This is a genomic window from Desulfuromonas svalbardensis, assembly GCF_055389415.1.
On sequence record NZ_AP042416.1, the window covers coordinates 2,711,069 to 2,731,135 of the forward strand.

The 20,067-nt window shown below is 44.0% G+C and carries 17 protein-coding genes; 10 read left to right on the forward strand and 7 right to left on the reverse strand.

The window, feature by feature from the left end; all coding sequences use genetic code 11:
- Positions 1-12 precede the first annotated feature (12 nt).
- On the reverse strand, positions 13-732 hold the full coding sequence (gene rnc, locus ACZ5KY_RS12185) for a ribonuclease III (protein ID WP_464244169.1): 720 nt from the start codon (positions 730-732) through the stop codon (positions 13-15).
- Between the two features lie 255 nt (positions 733-987).
- On the opposite strand from rnc, the gene tmk reads away from it, so the two are divergent.
- The 8 genes from tmk to ACZ5KY_RS12225 all read left to right on the forward strand — a co-directional run bounded on the left by tmk (position 988) and on the right by ACZ5KY_RS12225 (position 9,773).
- Complete coding sequence (gene tmk, locus ACZ5KY_RS12190) at positions 988-1,653, forward strand: dTMP kinase (RefSeq protein ID WP_464244170.1); 666 nt, start codon at positions 988-990, stop codon at positions 1,651-1,653.
- Between the two features lie 5 nt (positions 1,654-1,658).
- Positions 1,659-2,624, forward strand: a complete 966-nt coding sequence (gene holB / locus ACZ5KY_RS12195) for a DNA polymerase III subunit delta' (protein WP_464244171.1) — start codon at positions 1,659-1,661, stop codon at positions 2,622-2,624.
- 208 nt (positions 2,625-2,832) lie between these two features.
- Positions 2,833-4,218, forward strand: coding sequence for a PSP1 domain-containing protein (locus ACZ5KY_RS12200; RefSeq protein ID WP_464244172.1), 1,386 nt, complete (start codon positions 2,833-2,835; stop codon positions 4,216-4,218).
- An 11-nt stretch (positions 4,219-4,229) separates the two neighbouring features.
- Positions 4,230-5,759 (forward strand): methionine--tRNA ligase, encoded by a 1,530-nt coding sequence (gene metG / locus ACZ5KY_RS12205; RefSeq protein WP_464244173.1) that lies wholly within the window; start codon positions 4,230-4,232, stop codon positions 5,757-5,759.
- Positions 5,760-5,845: 86 nt separating this feature from the next.
- Positions 5,846-7,225 carry a TatD family hydrolase gene (locus ACZ5KY_RS12210; protein WP_464244174.1) on the forward strand — a complete coding sequence of 460 codons (1,380 nt, stop codon included), beginning with the start codon at positions 5,846-5,848 and terminating at the stop codon, positions 7,223-7,225.
- A 41-nt stretch (positions 7,226-7,266) separates the two neighbouring features.
- The gene (gene hflK / locus ACZ5KY_RS12215) at positions 7,267-8,298 is read left to right on the forward strand and encodes an FtsH protease activity modulator HflK (protein ID WP_464244175.1); all 1,032 of its coding nucleotides are present in this window, start codon (positions 7,267-7,269) and stop codon (positions 8,296-8,298) included.
- Positions 8,295-9,230: a protease modulator HflC gene (gene hflC, locus ACZ5KY_RS12220; protein ID WP_464244176.1), complete on the forward strand. Its 936-nt coding sequence runs from the start codon at positions 8,295-8,297 to the stop codon at positions 9,228-9,230. Before hflK ends, hflC begins: the two co-directional genes overlap by 4 nt.
- Positions 9,231-9,338: 108 nt before the next feature.
- Positions 9,339-9,773, forward strand: a complete 435-nt coding sequence (locus tag ACZ5KY_RS12225; RefSeq protein ID WP_464244177.1) for a hypothetical protein — start codon at positions 9,339-9,341, stop codon at positions 9,771-9,773.
- A gap of 66 nt (positions 9,774-9,839) precedes the next feature.
- Here the strand turns inward: ACZ5KY_RS12225 and ACZ5KY_RS12230 are convergent, their stop codons facing one another.
- From ACZ5KY_RS12230 to ACZ5KY_RS12255, 6 genes are all read right to left on the reverse strand, one after another.
- Complete coding sequence (locus ACZ5KY_RS12230; RefSeq protein WP_464244178.1) at positions 9,840-10,520, reverse strand: GIN domain-containing protein; 681 nt, start codon at positions 10,518-10,520, stop codon at positions 9,840-9,842.
- 63 nt (positions 10,521-10,583) lie between these two features.
- Positions 10,584-11,141, reverse strand: coding sequence for an orotate phosphoribosyltransferase (pyrE, locus tag ACZ5KY_RS12235; RefSeq protein WP_464244179.1), 558 nt, complete (start codon positions 11,139-11,141; stop codon positions 10,584-10,586).
- A gap of 22 nt (positions 11,142-11,163) precedes the next feature.
- Positions 11,164-12,576, reverse strand: a complete 1,413-nt coding sequence (gene purF, locus ACZ5KY_RS12240) for an amidophosphoribosyltransferase (RefSeq protein WP_464244180.1) — start codon at positions 12,574-12,576, stop codon at positions 11,164-11,166.
- 33 nt (positions 12,577-12,609) lie between these two features.
- On the reverse strand, positions 12,610-13,434 hold the full coding sequence (locus ACZ5KY_RS12245) for a phosphoribosylformylglycinamidine synthase subunit PurQ (RefSeq protein ID WP_464244181.1): 825 nt from the start codon (positions 13,432-13,434) through the stop codon (positions 12,610-12,612).
- Position 13,435: 1 nt separating this feature from the next.
- Complete coding sequence (locus ACZ5KY_RS12250; protein WP_464244182.1) at positions 13,436-16,429, reverse strand: AIR synthase-related protein; 2,994 nt, start codon at positions 16,427-16,429, stop codon at positions 13,436-13,438.
- A 90-nt stretch (positions 16,430-16,519) separates the two neighbouring features.
- A complete protein-coding gene (locus tag ACZ5KY_RS12255; protein WP_464244183.1) occupies positions 16,520-17,293 on the reverse strand; it encodes an MBL fold metallo-hydrolase in 774 nt (257 codons plus the stop codon).
- Between the two features lie 520 nt (positions 17,294-17,813).
- Between ACZ5KY_RS12255 and gap the strand changes: the two genes are divergently transcribed.
- Positions 17,814-18,815: a type I glyceraldehyde-3-phosphate dehydrogenase gene (gap, locus tag ACZ5KY_RS12260; protein ID WP_464244184.1), complete on the forward strand. Its 1,002-nt coding sequence runs from the start codon at positions 17,814-17,816 to the stop codon at positions 18,813-18,815.
- 42 nt (positions 18,816-18,857) lie between these two features.
- Positions 18,858-20,063, forward strand: a complete 1,206-nt coding sequence (locus ACZ5KY_RS12265; protein ID WP_464244185.1) for a phosphoglycerate kinase — start codon at positions 18,858-18,860, stop codon at positions 20,061-20,063.
- Positions 20,064-20,067 lie beyond the last annotated feature (4 nt).

Here is a 20,067-nt window from a genome sequence, read left to right on the forward strand (position 1 = left end):
ATCTATTAATATTTACAATATTTCGCTTGAGGGCATTTCGACCTCTAGCGCAATAAGTGCCACACGTGCGGCTTGCTGCTGAGCAGCTTTTTTACTACTACCGTGCCCCTGTCCAAGAAGTTGTCCATCACACACGACAGAAACTGTATATTCACGTTGATGATCCGGCCCCGTGACCTCAACTAAGTCATAAATTGGCGCTTGCGAATAACGAGCCTGTGCCAGTTCTTGAAAACGTGTCTTAAAATCCTGCGATTTACGCCCAGCGACCTGAACCACACCACCCTGAAACAGTGCATCAAGGACGCTTCGAGCTGACCCCCATCCGGAATCGAGGAATATTGCACCAAAAACAGCCTCCAGTGCATCCGCAAGCAAGTTATCCTTATCTTGACCACCGCTTTTATATTCACCTCGGCCTAAACGCAAACAGCTCCCCAAATTCAAATGACGAGCAACTCGTGCTAATGCCGTAGCACTAACTAACTCAGATCGAATGCGAGACAATTCACCTTCTGGAAGCTCTGGATAATTATGGTACAATACATCGGCCATAACTAAATCTAAAACGGCATCACCCAAAAACTCTTTACGTTCATTACACGCAGTGGGATCACGTAATTGCTCATTTGCAAATGATTTATGAGTCAACGCATTGTTTAATAGCTCAATTGCTTGAAACTGATAACCGATACGTTGCTGCAACGCATCTAATAATTTTTCATAATCCACGAGAATTCTCCGTGACATCCTTCAAAAACAACACCAAACATATAATACTACGCGATTTCCACCAGCAAAGCAATGGCATGTTAACATGACAACAACACTTAACCTGTGCTTGATTTCCCTTGCGTCAGACGTTTCCGTCACTATAATAGGTGAACAAATCTCAAAGACACTACGTTAACTTCATCTGACATCATACGATGCCATGCCTTGCCCTAACAGAAACAGGCTATCAAAATATAGATTCAAGAGGAAAACATGGAAGAAAATACTGGACTATTCGTCACCTTTGAAGGGATTGAAGGATGTGGGAAAACAACTCAAATCACCCGCCTGGCTGAAGCCTTACGGCAACAGAACCTTGACATTGTTGTTACCCGTGAACCGGGGGGATGTCAAATTTCAGATAAAATTCGATCTATTCTTCTTGACTCAAAAAACGATTCAATGGTGCCAGAGACCGAGCTCCTCCTCTATACGGCAGCCCGTGCCCAACACATGTCTCAAGTGGTTCGCCCTGCCCTGGATCAAGGCAAAATTGTTCTATGTGATCGTTTTTGTGATGCCACGTTAGCCTATCAGGGCTATGGTCGACATCTTGATCTGGAAATCATCAATCAACTCAACCACTACGCCTGTCAGGGGACTACCCCCGATGTAACACTACTGCTTGATCTACCTGTGCAGGATGGACTCGGACGCGCTCGCAACCGCAACGCCCAGAGTGAAACACTGGACGAAGACCGATTTGAACAAGAATCTCTTAAATTTCATCAACGCATTCGCGATGCGTACCTGCTATTTAGCCAACAACAAAGCGATCGAATTAAAGTCATAGATGCAACGGGAGATTTTGATGAAGTATATCACCGTATTTCTTCAACCCTGCTTCCCCTCTTAAACACTCGTCTAAGCGTTAAATAACCACGATGCCCTTTATCAACATACTCGGCCATGATCGTCAAAAAAAACAGTTGGCACAAGCGTGGACATCGAAGCGACTTGCCCATGCGTATCTCTTTACCGGAGCTGAAGGAATTGGTAAGCGACTCATGGCAACGGCACTCGCACGGTTAATATTTTGCGACCAACAATCAGGATGTGGCACATGTGCCGCGTGCCAGCGCTTAGCCCATAATAATCACCCCGATCTCCACATTATTGAGCCAGACGGTGCTCAAATAAAGATTGAACAAATACGCCAACTGCAAACAGAGTTGTCCCACCCGCCCCTAGAAGCACCTCGCCGTATCTGCTTAATCGATGATGCTGAGAAGCTTAACCCTGCGGCGGGCAACGCCCTACTCAAAACGTTAGAGGAACCAAGAGTAGACGTTTTGCTAATCCTCATCAGTGCTCACCCAGACAAGGTGATGGAAACAATTCGCTCACGCTGTCAAAAGCTGCCATTTGCACGGCTAGACCAAACCCTAATCAGCACCATTCTAATTGATCAAAATATCGATGAAGGTGAAAGTCAGATCATTGCCGCCCTCTCTGAAGGAAGCCTCAAAAAAGCCCTCGGTAGTGACCGAGAGTTTTTCCTTCAACAACGGATCGACATCTTCAAAACAATCACTGCCCTTTCCTCAGCAAGCATTGTACCAATGCTTGAGTTTGCCGAAAAGCTTGCGGCAGACAAAGAACAGCACGATGACTTAATTTGGATCCTACTAAGTTGCTACCGTGACCTATTTCTCCTCGTCCACCAAGCGTCTCCAACACTTATGACCAACATAGACATGGAACACCACCTACGTAAACAAGCTGAAAAAGAAACTCATCTCTCTATCCAGAGAAAGTTGACTGCAATTCTAGAATGTCAAAAACATTTCCTACGCAACGTTAACCGACAACTAGCACTCGAAGTTCTACTGACACGCTTAACGGATTAACGTCGTCCATACATATAAAACTACGACATTCAAAGAAAAACCATAGGCAGCCACTAAGACGTTGCCTGTCAGCAATGAATACGTTAGATTAAACAATTATCCATTATGGTCAGATAAGACCTGTATTATTTGACAGTGTGTAGTATCTATAAAAACGCACTTTTTCACACAACATTATTCTATTCAATACAAAGCGAACTAATACGCTATGACAACAGAAAATATAACACTTGAAACACCAGAGAACGATGAGAGAAAAACTCTCGTTACCGTAAAATTTCGTTCGGCTGGAAAACAATACGATTTTGACACTAACGATCAGGATTTCGCCTTAAACGACGAAGTTGTTGTTGAAACAACACGAGGCCGTGCGCTCGGAACAATCGTTCGTGAGGCACGTATTGTCCAAAAATCGGAGCTCCCTTCAGATTTAAAAAAAGTTCTTCGCATCGCAACTGAATCCGATATCAACATGGCGCGAATTAGTGCATCGAAGGAGAATGAAGCGCTCGATTATTGTTTCGCGCGCATTCGCCAACGAAAAATGCCCATGAAACTCGTCAAAGCCGAATATCTCTTTGATGGTTCTAAAATAATTTTTTATTTTACGGCAGATGGTCGTGTTGATTTCCGTGAACTCGTTAAAGATCTCGCCCAATATTTTCACACGCGTATTGAGATGCGCCAAATTGGTGTGCGTGACGAAGCGAAATTAATCGGCGGTATTGGAATCTGTGGCCGCGAACTCTGCTGTTGTACCTTTCTAACAGACTTCCACCCTGTTTCGGTTCGAATGGCTAAGCAGCAAGGGCTGGCACTTAATCCAACCAAGATTTCGGGCCAATGTGGTCGTCTTTTGTGTTGTCTAGGCTATGAATATGAAAACTACTGCACGATGTCTAAAAATTTACCTAAGCAAGGAACAAAAGTTTCTGTTGAAGGTAAAGCTGCAGAAGTTCTTTCATCACAAACACTAGCACAAACAGTGACAGTACGTTCTGAAGGGAAAGTGATCACCAACATCCCGATGAGTAAACTATCCAGCTGTAAGTGCCCTCAAGCAAAATCCGGCCAAACTGAATCGAACGCTACGAAAAGTGACGATAAGCGCTCATCAGGAAACCCAAAAACATCAAGAAACAATCCTAAAAGTCAAACCAGGGGCGACAATCGACCTAATCGTGCACAAAAAGGGACGAAGTCCCATGAGGAAAATGCTGCGGGTAAAACGAACGAGCCGCGTCAACAACGGCCCAATCGCAATAAACCTGCAAATACTCGTCCAGCTAAAGCTGCGGTAGATAACAAACCTACAGCAGCTCAACGTCCTACACGTCCCCAAAAAGATGGGCAACACGTTCAGGATGGCCAAACAGATCGGCCACAAAGACCACAGCGCCCGCAAAGACAACGGACAAACAAAAAGCCTCAGTCACCAACAGAAAGAAATCAAAACCGCGACCAAGGACAAGAGAAAACAGGTTCAACACAGCTTAATCAAGAAGGTGCTCAACCAGCACTCGATGAAAATGGAGAAACAAAATCAATTAAACGTCGTAGCCGCAACCGTCGTCGGCCACCACGTAAACCATAGCAGGAGCATCCATGAACAAGAAATTTTACATCACTACCCCTATTTATTATGTCAATGATGTTCCACATATTGGTCACGCTTATACAACTCTCGCTTGTGACGTTTTGGCACGCTATAAAAAAGCTCGTGGATACGATGTCTTTTTCCTAACGGGTACAGATGAACATGGACAAAAAGTTGAAAAAGCAGCATTAGCAAACAGCGAAACTCCTATAGAACTTGCTGACCGCGTCATGCAACGCTTTGCTGCCCTATGGGAAAAACTCAACATCAACAATACTGACTTTATTCGCACCACACAGCAGCGCCATAAAGAAGGTGTTCAAAAAATATTCTCTGAAATTGAAGCTACTGGCGATATCTACCTCGGCTCCTATGAGGACTGGTACTGCACACCATGCGAAACATTTTGGACTGAAACAAATCTGATTGACGGCTGCTGTCCCGATTGTGGTCGCCCTACCGATAAGCTGAAGGAAGAGTCTTACTTCTTCCGCATGAGTAAATACCAGCAACAATTACTTGACCATATCGAAAATAATCCAGAATTCATTCAACCCCGTTCGCGGCGCAATGAAGTGTTGAGTTTCATCCGTGAAGGACTCCGTGACCTATCCATTTCACGAACAAGTTTTTCATGGGGTATTCCTGTACCCAACAACGATAAACATGTGGTCTACGTATGGTTTGATGCACTTAATAACTATATTACCGCCTTAGGCTACCCAGATGATAAAGAGGGGAAATTTGCTGAATTTTGGCCAGCAAGCGTTCATGTTATTGGTAAGGATATTCTACGTTTCCATACCGTTTACTGGCCGACCTTCCTTATGGCCGCCGGATTACCGTTACCTGAAAAAGTTTTTGCTCACGGCTGGTGGACAGTTGAAGGAAAAAAAATGAGTAAAAGCATGCAGAATGTCGTCGAACCCAATATGTTGATTGATAAATATGGTGTAGACCCTATCCGCTATTTTTTGCTGCGTGAAGTTCCTTTTGGTCTTGATGGAGACTTTTCACACACATCTTTGGTGCATCGCATCAATTCTGACTTAGCTAATGACCTAGGTAACTTAGTCAGCCGAACCACAGCGATGCTCAGCAAATATTTTAACGGAGTATTGCCTGAGCCTTGTGAAGCAACCGAATTTGATCAGAATTTCATCAATCAATTTCCTGAGAAAATTGATATTATTGACAAGCAGATGAATGATTTAGCCTTCAATAAATCATTACTGAGTATTTGGGAACTTATTCGCAGTGCCAACAAATATATCGATGATACGGCACCATGGGCTCTAGCAAAAGATGCGGACAAAAAGGAACAACTCGGCGGGGTAATGTATAATTTACTAGAAGGAATTCGAATTGTTGGCCTGCTCGTCGGCCCATTTATGCCTGATACAGCGACACAAATTCTTAATATTCTTGGTCAAGATGGACAAAATTTAGCATTAAACAATCAAGACCAATGGGGCGGATTAAAAGCCGGCGTCACCATCGAAAAAGCCGCACCAATGTTCCCACGTATTGAAGAATAGTTCGGCAAAATTGAATTTGAAGAAATATAAATACACGATAAATAATAAGGACGCGATGGCGTCCTTATTATTTTCAGGAGTACAGCATGTCCCCGACTCTCATAGATACCCACGCACACCTAGATGGTGAACGTTTCAAAGATGACCTCAATACCGTTATCAAAAACGCCAAAGATCATGGTGTTGAAACCATTATAACGGTTGGCTGTGACCTTGAAAGCTCACAAGCCAGCGTTGACCTGAGTCATACTCACCCGAATCTCTATGCAACAGTAGGGGTTCATCCTCATGATGCAGCGCAACTAACACCAGAAACACTCATAAAACTCGGCCTTCTTGCACAAGAAAAAAAAGTGGTCGCAATTGGTGAGATTGGCCTTGATTACTATCGTAACCGTTGTCCTCATGACCAACAACATCGTGCATTTCGCCAACAGATTCAACTGGCACATCAGTGTAATTTGCCGATTGTCGTTCACGATCGTGAAGCTCATGATGATGTCATGCAAATATTAGATGAAGAAAATGCGCAAAAATTAGGCGGAGTCCTTCACTGTTTTAGCGGTGACCTAGCGATGGCAAAGCGCTGCATTGATATGGGTTTTTATCTGTCGTTTACAGGAACAATTACCTATCCAAAAAACGAAGAGATAAGAGAGATCATTCGTCAAATTCCTACCGAACATATTCTCGTTGAAACCGACTGCCCTTACCTTGCTCCACAAAGTTGGCGTGGAAAGCGCAATGAGCCAGCGTATGTCGTTAAAACAGCAGAAAAAATTGCTGAGATCAAAGGACTAACGCTAACTGATATCGCGCGAATAACAAGTTTAAATGCTCATAAGCTATTCGGTGTTGGTCAGGTTGACCAAGCGAGCAAAATTGCCTACCGAATTCGCAATTCGCTGTATTTGAACATCACCAACCGTTGCACCAACAGCTGTACCTTCTGTGCCAAATTTCGTGATTTCAACGTCAAAGGTCATCAACTAAAACTTGATCATGAACCTGATTTTGAGGAGGTCATTGCAGCGATAGGTGACCCAACTCTCTATGAAGAAGTTGTCTTTTGTGGTTACGGTGAGCCACTACTACGTTTAGATCTCATTAAGCAGCTATCAACTTGGCTAAAAAAACAAAACACCATTGTTCGCATTAATACTGATGGTCAAGCGAACCTTGTCCATCAACGTAATATTTTACCTGAACTAGAGGGTTTGATTGATGAAGTTTCAATATCACTCAATGCTCCAGATGCTCAACACTACCAACAAATTTGCCAATCTAGTTATGGCCCTGACAGTTATGCAGCGGTTAAAGAGTTTATCCGCTTAGCTCCACGGTATATCCCGGAGGTCATTGCTTCTGCCGTTACAGTTCCTGGTATTGACATTGAAGCCTGTGAGCAGATTGCAACCGAACTCGGGGTTGAATTTAGACAACGTATTTATAATGAGGTCGGTTAATACAGAACGTACATTCATTCACATAACAAGGAGTACACTTTATGTCACAAAGTCCATGGGAACCTCGACAGGATCCCCTCGAACAAGCATTTCGCTTGGCGGCAAAAAAGATTAAAAGTAACGGTGGCCCGCCAAAAAAATTAATTATCCTCATTGTTGTCGCTGTATTGTTACTTATTGGCGGTAAAAGTGCTTTTTATGAGGTTGACACCGAAGAGACAGGTGTCTTACTACGCTTGGGTAAATCAATTGGCACAGCAGCACCTGGGCTACATATGAAGCTACCGTTTGGGATCGACCAAGTTTATCTTGTTAAAACAGGCCGCGTACTCAAGGAGGAGTTCGGCTTCCGCACAGAGAATGCAGGCATACGGAGTAACTACAGCACCCAAAATTTTAGCGAAGAATCGTTGACCCTTACCGGCGATTTGAATGTCAGTGATGTAGAATGGATTGTTCAATATCAAATCATTGACCCTGAAAAGTTTCTCTTTAATATCGCTGATCCAAGAGCAACGATCCGTGATCTCTCTGAAGCTGTCGTGCGCCGAGTGATTGGCAACTCAAATGTCGCGCAAGTGTTGACCACTGAGCGTGCGGATTTAGCACTCAAAGTTGAAGATGGCCTACAAGATATCTTAAATAGTTACGATATCGGCATTCGAATTGTAACCGTCAAATTCCAAGATGTTAATCCACCAGAACAAGTTAAAGCAGCTTTTAACGAAGTTAACGAAGCGGAACAACAAAAAGAGAGTCTCATTTTTCAAGCACGCGAACAATACAACCGTGAAGTTCCTAAAGCTCGAGGCGTTGCCAGCAGTCGCATTCTTGAAGCGGAAGGTTATGCATTGCAACGGGTAAACCGTGCCCGTGGTGAAGCCGAGCGCTTTAATGCCATGGTCACCGAGTACAAAAAATCACCTGAAGTAACACGACAAAGATTATTCTTAGAAACCATGGATAAAGTTCTACCTCAGATCGAAGAACTCTATGTCATTGATAGCAAGAATGCAGGAGTATTACCCCTCTTGCCACTGCGTAAAGATGTTGTGACTGGAGGTGCACGATGAAAAGATTGATTCTACCAATCATTGTCCTGATAATTCTCATCGGGCAAAGTGCTTTTTTTGTCGTTAACGAAGCGGAACAAGCTCTTGTTACAGAGTTCGGTAAACCGGTTGGCAAAATTTACACTGCTGGCATTCACTTTAAAATTCCAGTGATTCAAGATGTGAACCGCTTCTCCAAGCAAATTTTGAATTGGGACGCGGATCCGAATCAAATTCCGACGAGTGATAAAAAATATATTTGGGTTGATACCACAGCACGCTGGCGGATTGTCGATCCCCTGCTATTTTTCACAACCGTGGCAACCGAACGTGGTGCCCAAAGCCGGCTCGATGATATTATTGACTCCGTTGTGAGAGATGCCGTTTCAGGACACCTACTGACTGAACTTGTTCGTGGCGATGATTATCAAGAACCAACGGATCAACAAGACAATGCCGCAGATGATGCTGCATCAAGTTTAGACCGTGAACTCGTCGGTCGCGACCGAGTGTTAGATGACCTATTAGCCCAAGCACAATTAAGTTCTCCTGAATATGGGATAGAACTCATCGATATTCAATTCAAACGGATCAACTACGTTGAACAAGTTCGAAAGCGGGTCTATGAGCGGATGATCTCTGAGCGTAACAAAGTGGCTGCTCAGTATCGCTCCGAAGGGGAAGGAGAAAAAGCGGATATCCTTGGCCAGATGCAAAAAGAATTGAAGAAAATCAGTTCAGAATCGTATCGTTTGGCTGAAGAGGTTCGCGGTAATGCTGATGCAGAAGCGACCGCAATTTATGCTGCAGCCTACAATCAAGAACCTGATTTTTACCGTTTCCTAAGAACCCTTGAGTCATACCAGAAAACAATTGGTCAAAACAGTCGACTTATTTTATCGACAGACAATGACTACTTTAATTATCTACAACAAACAACGCTTAAAAAGTAGCAATCGACACCCAAAAGGCGGTGCAATCATGCACCGCCTTTACATTTTAAGTAATTGACATCACCCTTTTTTTAGCGCCAACAAAAAACCGATAATTGAAAGGATCTTATGCGAAACATCTTGCTCATATGCCTCTTGGTCTTCGGCTTAACAGCCTGCAACTCTGCACCAAATGACGCTGAAATAAAAATACAGATAGCTAAAGTTGCGTTGAAAGATGGTGGCGAAAAAATATTTCTATTTAAAAATTTCAAGAAAATCAATGGTCTTATGCAATCAGATGGCCGATATATTGCTGAAGTGAGCTATGATCTTGTTTTTCGAAAAAGTTTAGAATCAATTTCTGAGGAGATTGGTCAAGAAGCTGCTGAATCACCGATTGGAGCTATTGAATCGAGTTTTAAGCTCATGGGCCAATTGTTACAATATGGTCAATTTAAGGCAGGCGACCGTCTTTCTTATCATAAAAAGTATGTAATGCTCAAAACAGAACAAGGGTGGCGGCTTGAAAGTGAATTTTTAAATACCGGTGTACACCAATAAAAAAGGAGGATGCTCAACAATAGTCTGTTGACTCACACCCTCCCCCTTTAAATTTCATAAAAATATTTACTTATCAGTGGTCAGTTCTGCCAGTCCCGACAATTCAACAACAACAGATGAAGGTTCGCCAGAATAGATTACATCTGAAATACCTGTCGCTTTAACCGTTAACGAATTCTCAACACTAACCTGTGCCAAAGTAGTTCCCGTCGCCACGATATCAATAGAGGATGCGTGTAAATTCTCACCTTGTAAAATTGACGAACCATCAAGCTGCAACTGTAATGCGCCAACTTGACCGGTAACCTTCGCAAGGTTTGCGCCATTAAGAATAAGCGAAAAAACGTCCTCTTCTATTCCAACAATCGTGATTTCATGAGCCCCATTTGCAGAAAACTCAATCAATTTTGGCAATTGGAGTTCAATTTCCAAAGGTTGCTTCATCCTTAATGAACCATCATTGCGAATCATCAGTTGGCCATTCTCAACCTGAGTCATAACACGGTATAATAAATTTCTATCACCCCGCAACAAACATTGAGCTAACTCGCCTCGTTTAACAGTAACGGTATAGGCTCCGTCCACCTTTATTTTATCAAAAACATTCAGTGTTCGCGACACTTGGGCCGTATCGCCATCCCCTTCGTAACATTCACAATGACCAAATGAATAAAAAAAGAGAACCATGCTAAATGCTATAGCTATTACAATCGTCAGAGATTGTCGTTTAGCATTAACCTGTGTCATCAGCGAATCCCTTATTATGGCGTTTGGTCCAAAAAAACTAACCAACCTAAACAAAATAAGTGTTTACCCAGCGACTTGAGTTTTGGTAAAAATAGCAAAAAAGGGAACATTCAATTCCTCAAAGGCCTCACGTCCACCCTCTTCGCGGTCAACCAGCGTAATCACACCAAGGACAACCAGACCTTCAGCTTCAGCACGCTCAATCGCTTTTATAGATGAGCCACCTGTTGTGACAACATCTTCAACAATGACAACTTTTGATCCGGGAGGTACATTTTTGCGACCTTCAAGCCACTGTCCAGTACCATGACCTTTAGGCTCCTTACGGATAATAAAAGCAGGTACAGCTTCACCTTCAAGAGAACTAATCATTGATGTTGCCGTAGCAATCGGATCAGCACCGAGGGTTAAACCACCAACACCGTCAACGTCATCAGAAAAGTTTTTCAAAGCAGCATAGAAAGCGCGGCCAACGAGAACGGATCCACGTGGGTGAAGAGTTGTCTGTTTGCCATCAAAATAAAAATTGCTTTTACGGCCCGATGCGAGGGTGACTTCTCGTTGTTCATAGGACAATTCGCGAATAATTTCCATCAATTCTGCACGTTCTTGATCTATCATTACATCACTCCTTAAATCTGTTCTAAAAAAGTCCGAGCTGCTTATCCGACTTCAAACGGGGAAACTTGACCGGATAGTCGCCACTGAAACATGCGGTACAGAATTGCCCTTCACAGCTGCCACCATCACAACCACCCGTCGCCTTATGGAGTCCCTCTTGTGAAAGGTAACCCAAAGTATCTGAGGTCACATAACGATTAATTTCTTCAATGCTATGCGATGAAGCAATCAGCTCGGTACGTGTCGGCGTGTCTATACCGTAATAACAAGGGTGACTGGTTGGTGGGCTAGAGATCCTTAAATGGACTTCCTTAGCACCAGCATTACGAATCATTTTAATGATCTTACGTGCTGTTGTTCCGCGGACGACGGAATCATCAACCACGACCACTCGTTTTCCTTCAATCACTCCTCGAACAGGGTTAAGTTTAATTTTAACACCGAAGTGACGAATGGATTGTTGTGGCTCAATAAAAGTACGCCCAACATAATGGTTACGAATCAACCCTAGCTCAAACGGAATACCAGATTCCTCCGCGTAACCGATGGCGGCTGGAACTCCTGAATCAGGGATGGCGACAACCACATCGGCTTCAACAGGATATTCACGCGCCAACTGCCTACCAGACTCTTTACGCACACCATACACTTCGCGACCAAAGATTGTGCTGTCAGGACGTGCAAAATAAACATATTCAAAGATACATGGTGAAGGTTTTACTACTTCAAAAGGATGGTATGAATGGAGCCCATCTTTATCAACAACGATCATCTCACCAGGATCAAGCTCACGAACAAATTCTGCTTCGATCAGATCGAGGGCGCAGGTTTCAGATGCCACAACATAAGCACCGTCAACAATACCTAAGATAAGCGGTCTAAAACCGTTTGGATCGCGTACGGCAACCATGCGAGTTTCGGTCAAAAAGACCAAACTATAGGCACCACGTACTCGCTTTAAAGCATCAATAACTCGATCGGCCAAACTGTCGCTTTGAGCACGCGCCAACAGGTGAATAATGACTTCAGTATCAGCTATCGTTGAGAAGATTGATCCCAAGCGCTCTAATTCATTCCGCAACTCTTGAGCGTTAACAAGGTTACCGTTGTGCGCCACAGCAATACTGCCACGAACATAATCAACCATAATTGGCTGACAGTTTTTTATATCGTTGCCGCCAGCAGTTGAATAGCGCACATGACCAATGGCATTTCTACCCGGTAATTGATCAAATACAGCGTTGTTTTTGAACGCATCGGAAACTAACCCCATTTTACGGTAAGCACGTAAAGCAGTGCCATCGGAGGCAACAATGCCACAACTTTCTTGACCACGATGCTGTAACGCATACAGGCCAAGGTAAGTTAGGTTGGCCGCTTCAGGGTGACCATAGATTCCAAAAACACCACATTCATCTTCAAACTTATCCAACATAAAGCTCTTCTCTCCCTAAGGATTTTTTACTTACTAAAGCAAATTCTCGCGAATGAACGTGATTGCATTTTGGTATAGCCATAAGCCCATACCCTCTTCTGGAAGTTCTTCTCGTGTCCACCGTGGATGGTGGGTACGATGGACATAGGCCTCAGGGTGTGGCATTAAGCCGAAGATACGCCCTGTCTGGTCACAAAGACCTGCAATTGCTGCTGTGGAGCCGTTAGGGTTGAGTGGATATTCCATCGTAGTATTTTGGTAATCCGCTTCACAATATTTTAAGACACTGAGGTGTTGGTCTTCAAGCTGTTGCAATAATGTATCCGACTCAGTAACAAATTTTCCTTCACCATGACGAACAGGAAGATAAATCCCTTCAAGGCCTCGGGTGAAAACACACGGGGAATCGGTATCGACCTTGAGATACGTCCAGCGATCTTCAAAACGACCACCGTCATTAAAGGTCAAGGTTGTGTTTTGACGCTGATCACCGTCGAGTGCTGGCAACAAGCCCATCTTGACCATTAATTGGAAGCCATTACACACACCCATCACCAATTTTCCTGAAGCAACAAACTCAAGGATTTGATCAGCAAGGGTTTGTTCACTATTGGTAACAGCGGCATGCCGCAGGCGATTAGCGCCCGCTTTGGCACTACCGAGGTCATCACCATCGAGAAAGCCACCAGCGAAATTGAGGAAATGGTAGTCGTTAAGGTTCACTTCACCAGCGAGTAGACGTGAGATATGTACAATATCGGCGACATCAGCTCCAGCCAACAAACATGCATTGGCAACTTCGCGTTCGCAGTTAGTTCCGTTACCAGAAATGACAATTGCCCGAACTTGTTGTGTCATATTACATCTCCCTCAAAGGTGCTTGCCAAGCTTCTTTTAAGACTGAATTTTCTCGGTCAATAATGACGGTACCGTCTATTCCGGTCACCTGCAATGATGGTTTAGCGGTCACTTCACCAAGTAAACTCACTTGTTGACCAGCAAACAACTTTTCGAACTCCGCAGCATTCTCTTCAGAAACGGTGACCAGTAAACGACTTTGTGATTCAGAATATAAGATTTCAATATCACTTAAATTGCCTTGGCAACGAACCTGACGTAGATCAATTTGAACACCAAAACCACCGGCAAAGGCTGTTTCGGCTGCGGCAACACCTAAGCCACCATCGGAGAGGTCATGACACGATGCGATCAAACACCCCTGCTGGGCACGATTTAGGCTGCGATAACGTAGCAACGCCGTTGGTGCATCGACAGTTGGCACGGCATTACCAACAAAGCCTAATTGAGTAAAGAGTTCTGATGCACCCAATTCAGCTTTTGTTTCACCGAGCAGATAAACTTTATCCCCAGCACGCTTAACGTCCATACTGATGGTCTTGCGAATATCTTCAACTTTTCCGATGACCGAGAACAGTACGGTAGGCGGAATGGAGATTTTTGTATCACCAATCTGATAGTCATTCTTCATCGAATCTTTACCAGAGATCAGTGGCACACCGAACGCAAGACAGTAATCGTACAATGCCTTGTTGGCTCGAACCAGTTGAGCTGCTTTATATTGTCCGTCTGGAGTCCGGTCACTTTCGACAGGATCACACCAGCAGAAGTTATCAAGCCCAGCAACATGATCAACATTACCACCAACAGAAACATAGTTACGTAACGACTCATCAATAGCACAAGCCATCATGTGGTAGGTATCAATGTCGCTGTAACGGGGACAGATACCATGTGCAGTTGAAATACCGGCAAAGGAATCAAACAGTGGTCGCACTACGGAACCATCGGCTGGACCGTCATTATCGACACCTGTGAGTGGTTTTTGTACCGTTGCGCCTTGAACTTCGTGATCAAAACGACGAACAACACATTCTTTAGAGCACACATTTAAACTACCGAGCAACGTTTCCAGTGCAGCAGCAGCACTTGGTAACTCATCGATAGTAGGCTCGGCATGGGTCTTAATTTCCCACTTGGCAGGAATTTGCATTTGAGGTGTCCCCTCATGCAAAAACTCCATCGGTAAATAAGTTGCTGATTTACCTTCGTACAGGCAGTGGTAGTAACCTGAATCGGTAAAGGTACCTAAATCCGTCGATTCAACATCCATCTCACGAGATAGCGCTAAAAACTCTTCTAAATGTTCAGGCGGCACCGCGATGGTCATCCGCTCTTGCGCTTCAGAGATCAAAATCTCCCACGGCTGTAGTCCTGCATATTTTAGCGGAATTCGATCAAGGTGCATTTCGAAACCACCGGTATCTTCAGCCATCTCACCTACAGATGACGATAATCCACCCGCACCATTATCTGTAATCGCGCTGTATAAACCACGATCACGGGTAATGAGAAGAAAATCGAACATGCGCCGTTGGGTGATTGGATCACCAATCTGTACCGCTGTTACTGGTGAATCTTCGTTTAGTTCTTCGGATGAAAACGTTGCACCGTGGATACCATCTTTACCAACACGACCACCAACCATCACAATATGGTCACCAACTTCAGCCTTCTTTTCGTGGCCTGGACGACCATGAAGTTGAGCAGGCATCAATGCCGCACAGCCGCAATAAACCAAAGGCTTACCAGCAAAACGATCATCAAAAACCAATGAACCATTCACGGTTGGAATACCACTCTTGTTGCCACCGTGCTCGACACCCTCGACCACGCCATCAAAAATACGCCGTGGATGAAGTAAGCGCGGAGGTAGTGGCTTATCATAAAATGGTGATGCAAAACAAAAGACATCGGTATTAAAGATAAGACGAGCACCACGACCCGTACCAAACGGATCACGATTACAACCAACAATACCTGTCAATGCTCCGCCGTAAGGATCGAGAGCACTGGGTGAATTATGGGTTTCTACTTTGTAGACCATACTCCAGTCGTCGGTAAACTTGACAACTCCTGCATTATCTTTAAATACAGATAGGCAGATATCTTTATCGCCTTTTGCAGCGCGGATATCTCTGGTTGCGCCAACGATAAATGTCTTAAACAGAGAATCGATGGTCTCTTTCTCCCCTGTTTCATCTTCATAATTGATCTTCGCTGAGAAGATCTTATGCTTACAGTGCTCACTCCATGTTTGAGCGAGAGCTTCAAGCTCAGCATCAGTCAGCTGACTAGTCACTCCCGCAGCAGCACGTTTTTTTTGCACTTCAGGATCAGCGATAAACGCTTTGATCTCTAGCATCTCTTCGAGATTTAGCGCCAACATGCCATCGCGGCTAATCTGCATCAGCTCTTTATCACTGACCTCTAAATTAATCTCACGAATCTCAGGTATTGCACTACTAACAACGCGTGGTGGTTGAGCAGGTAACCCTTTGCTGACATCAAACTCATCACGACCAACTATGCTCCAGCGCTGAATCAGGCCATTAGCAAGGAAATCGGCAGCAATTTTTTCAGCAGTCGCCTTATCCAGATCACCTTTGAGCAGATACTGTACCGAAGTATAAACACCTTCTTCATCGGCAAAGCAGCGACCCGTCAAATACTGAATGGCTTCACGAGCAGTCCGACCTGCATTATCTGTTACCCCAGGGCGAAAACCAACTTCAATCAGTAGATCAAAATCATCAGCAAGGGGCTGATTGATGGTAAACTGTTGAATAACCGGGTCACTAAATGGCCCCTGAGCGGCGGCAAGTAGCTCGTCATCACTCAAATCGCTATCAACGGTATAGATGTCGATGGTGCGAACACTATCGAGTTTAATCTTGAGATACTCTAGAATTTCACGACGAACCCGTTCACCACGGGCATCACGAACACCGTCTTTTAGAGCGACGACAATTCTACTGGCAGTCCTGCTGGCCATAATTTCTCCTTAACAAGGAAGTGAATTTCGAACCTACGTACATATCAAATAATGAATCTATGAATTAAGCGGTTACTTTTATAAACGCACTTAAACACCCAAATCAAAACACTGACTCACGTGCTTGGGCTCGCCAACAATAAGTTGTGGTTGGCAAACGTTCTGGCGCGACAATACCGACTCGATACTCTGTTGTGCAAGCTGAGGAGTATTGTTTGTTTCACTCAAATGAGCTAAAAAAACAGCCTGCAACCCTGCCCACTTCACTTCATCAAACAAAGCTGCACCTTCGTTGTTTGATAAATGGCCATGATGACTGCGGATACGCTGCTTTAGTTCCCAAGGATAAGGTCCATCGCGCAACATCTCTTCATCATGGTTCGTCTCTAGCACCAACGCACTACATTGACGCAGACGATTCTGAACCAATCGTGTCGCAATACCCAAATCCGTTGCGACACCGATCTTACCTTCACCACTTTCAAAGGTAAAACCAACGGGCGCAATCGCATCATGAGTAATCGGAAACGGTATCACTTCAACATCTTGAAATGTGAAGGATTCACCGATCTCAAAAAATCGTTCCGATATCGAACCAATTTTAGGTAACGCTTCATGTGTATCGCAATGAAGATAAATGGGTAAATCATAGCGTCGTGATAACGGTCCAAGGCCTCGACTATGATCTGAATGCTCATGAGTCACAAAAACAGCGCTGAGTGTTTCAGCGGCGACCCCTATCTCGGCCAAGCGCTTACTGATCTGCAACGCAGAAAGACCAGCATCAACGAGGATACGGGTCTTTTCAGTTTCTATATAGATTGAGTTCCCTTTACTCCCACTGGCCAATTGACAAATACGCAACAAAATTCCCCAGTGAACGAGTAGTAATATAACCTCAAACAAAGCTTTAGCAGACTGTCAAACGTAACATAAACCTACTGCGAAACAACCTGATTTGGCCCATATTCCCGATTATTTTCGACAAATAGACCAGCTATTCGCTCTCAACCTCTCGAAAATCTAGTCTCAAACAGTCTATTTCTCGCTACGGCCCGTCAAGTCAGACAGACTGCTAGGTCGAGGCGCCTAATGGCTAAATTTAACTTAGGACAAATCCATATAAAAGCATAGATTAAATTTGCTCAGGGTATACCTGAAAAGCAACCTATCAATCAAGGAAAATCAAGCAATAATTCCTTAATTTAATTGAATAATTCCACAGATCGGCAGCCAAATCATTATAAACTGATTAAGTTTCTTGACGAAAATTATCCAACTTTATATGATTCCGGGGTGTTGGGAATAATTGCAACACCTGTAAACACCTATTTATGAACCTATCGCTCAAATTGTAATGTAATTGTCATTAAGGAGAACCACCATGGCTATAAAGGTTGCTATTAACGGTTTTGGACGCATTGGCCGCAACGTGCTCAGGGCAGCACTGGGCAATACTGAATTTGATATAGTTGCGATCAACGACTTAACCGATGCTGCAACAATGGCTCACCTGCTTAAATATGACTCGGTTCACGGTACTTTTTCTGCCAATGTTGATTCAGATGATCAGCACATAATTGTTAATGGGTCGCAGATCAAAGTTACCTGTGAAAAAGATCCTATCAACTTACCATGGAAAGAACTGGGGATTGATATTGTCCTTGAATCTACAGGACTATTTCGTGAGCGTGAACAAGCAGCCAAACATCTCGAAGCGGGCGCGAAAAAAGTCGTAATTAGCGCACCTGGGAAAAACTCGGACATTACAGTGGTTAAAGGGGTCAACTTCTCTGATTATGATCCAGACCAACACCACATCATCTCCAATGCATCATGTACCACGAATTGCCTAGCACCTGTTGCTAAGCTCATTAACGAAGAGTTTGGCATTGTTCACGGCAGCATGACAACAGTCCACTCCTACACCAATGATCAGAAGATTCTCGACCTACCCCACGCAGATCTGCGTCGTAGTCGTGCAGCTTCGTTGTCAATGATTCCAACCACAACAGGCGCAACCAAAGCTGTTGGTATCGTTATCCCTGAACTACAAGGTAAACTAACAGGTCTATCTATCCGCGTACCAACACCTAATGTCTCACTCATCGATCTTGTGATAGTGACAAAAAAAGCCACGTCGGTAGATGAGATAAATCAAACAATGCGTAATGCCGCCAATTCAAAGCTTATCGGCGTCCTTAAATACAGCGATGAACCCTTGGTTTCCTGTGACTTCAACGGTGATTCATCTTCAGTTATTTTTGATGCCCTTTCCACCAACGTTATTGATGGTACCTTAGTAAAGGTATTGTTATGGTACGACAATGAATGGGGTTATTCTGAACGGATTGTCGATCTCATTGCACTGATCGCTAAAGGCTAAAAACCAACACCTTATGAATTTTGTTACAAATAGGAGTCAGTAATGCTCAACAAAATCTCCATTAGTGATCTCGACCTTCAAGGTAAACGAATTTTTTGTCGTGTAGACTTCAACGTCCCCTTAGATGACGAACAAAACATTACCGACGACACACGCATTATTGCAGCGTTACCAACTATTCGTTATATCTTAGCTCAAGGTGGAAAACTTATCCTTGCATCACACTTGGGCCGCCCTAAGGGTAAAAATGTTGCCAGCTTGAGCCTAGCTCCTATTGCACCCTTTCTCTCAAAATTACTACAACAGCCTGTCACCATGGCAACAGAATGTATTGGCAGTGAAGTTGAAGCGTTGATTGACTTAATGAACAATGGTGATGTGATCTTGCTAGAAAATGTTCGCTTTCATCAACAAGAAGAAAAAAACGATCCACAGTTCAGTGAAAAGCTAGCAAAACTCGCAGACATTTATGTTAACGATGCTTTTGGCACGGCGCATCGCGCCCACGCATCAACCGAAGGGATCACCCAATACGTTGCGAGTGCGGCAGCAGGTTATTTAATGGCCAAAGAGTTACAATATCTTGGTAAAGCACTCGACACACCAAAACGACCCTTCGTCGCCGTGCTCGGTGGTGCAAAAGTCAGTGATAAAATTACTGTCATCAACAAACTCATTGATAAGGTCGACTCACTCCTTATCGGTGGTGGAATGGCCTATACCTTCCTTAAGGCACAGGGTTACTGCATTGGAACATCCCTTGTTGAAGAAGATCAACTTGAGCTAGCATTATCATTGCTTAAAAAAGCTAAAGATCAGGGTGTCGACCTACTACTGCCAGAAGATCATATTATTGCAAAACAGTTTTCGAAAGATGCGACTCCAAGCTGTTGCAATAATGACAACTTCCCCGCAGACCACATGGCGCTTGATATTGGCCCTAAAACAGCCCAACGGTATGCTGAAGTGATGAGTTCTGCCGCCACCGTCGTCTGGAACGGCCCTATGGGCGTGTTTGAATTCCCAACCTTTGCCAAAGGAACATTTACCGTTGCCGAAGCTCTCGCAGAGTCAACAGCAATTTCAATCATTGGCGGAGGAGACTCCGTTGCTGCCGTCAACAAAGCAGGACTAAACGACAAGATGACTCATATTTCGACCGGAGGTGGAGCTTCACTCGAATTTTTAGAAGGTAAAATCCTTCCCGGAATCGCCGCCTTAACCGACAAGAATGTGTCAGGAGAATAAATAT